This window comes from Vibrio sp. 10N.286.48.B8 (assembly GCF_003050085.1).
Lineage (GTDB): Bacteria > Pseudomonadota > Gammaproteobacteria > Enterobacterales > Vibrionaceae > Vibrio > Vibrio crassostreae.
Map to the genome: position 1 here is coordinate 1 of NZ_PIGD01000057.1, position 925 is coordinate 925.

Here is a 925-nt window from a genome sequence, read left to right on the forward strand (position 1 = left end):
TTCTGCCGTGGGCGTTGGAAAATTGAAAGGGGCTGCTCCTAGTACGAGAGGACCGGAGTGGACGAACCTCTGGTGTTCGGGTTGTCATGCCAATGGCATTGCCCGGTAGCTAAGTTCGGAATCGATAACCGCTGAAAGCATCTAAGCGGGAAGCGAGCCTTGAGATGAGTTTTCCCTGACGCTTTAAGCGTCCTAAAGGGTTGTCGTAGACTACGACGTTGATAGGCAGGGTGTGTAAGTGCTGCGAGGCATTGAGCTAACCTGTACTAATTGCCCGTGAGGCTTAACCATACAACACCCAAGGGGTTTTGTGGACTCAAAGAAATACCAAACACTTGAATGAGTTTGAAGAGAACAAAAACAGCTTTCCAGATTATTTGCCTTCAGTTTTTTAAAAACTGAAAGTAAAAGCAAAATTTGCTTGGCGACCATAGCATTGTGGACCCACCTGATTCCATGCCGAACTCAGAAGTGAAACACAATAGCGCCGATGGTAGTGTGGGGCTTCCCCATGTGAGAGTAGGACATCGTCAGGCTCAAATTACTTTAAGCTGAATAGACACTGCGGAGTGGTAGTTCAGTTGGTTAGAATACCGGCCTGTCACGCCGGGGGTCGCGGGTTCGAGTCCCGTCCACTCCGCCACTTATTAGAAAGCCTAGTCTTACGACTAGGCTTTCGCCGTTTCTGGGTGTTGATAATTTGGTCTTTGACCAAGGAGTCCCGGTCGGCTACGACCCCAGTCACTCCATTACTTATAAGAAGCCTCGCTAGAAATAACGGGGCTTTTTTGCATCTAAATCATAGTGCTTCGCACGTCAGTCGAATAACTTGCACAAAAGACTTTCCTGTAGCCTACGTGTTACCCAAACCCAAACCCAAACCCTACGATTAGGGTGACATCATTTCTGACTCCAGTTGTGAGTT

General features: G+C 48.1%; 1 tRNA gene and 2 rRNA genes. All 3 read left to right on the plus strand.

The features are described 5' to 3' along the window. Positions 1 to 291, plus strand: a 23S ribosomal RNA gene (locus CWO08_RS24115); the annotation flags it as partial. A 129-nt stretch (positions 292 to 420) separates the two neighbouring features. Beyond that, positions 421 to 536, plus strand: a 5S ribosomal RNA gene (gene rrf, locus CWO08_RS23820). Positions 537 to 566: 30 nt separating this feature from the next. Further along, positions 567 to 643: transfer RNA gene (locus CWO08_RS23825), tRNA-Asp, on the plus strand. Positions 644 to 925 lie beyond the last annotated feature (282 nt).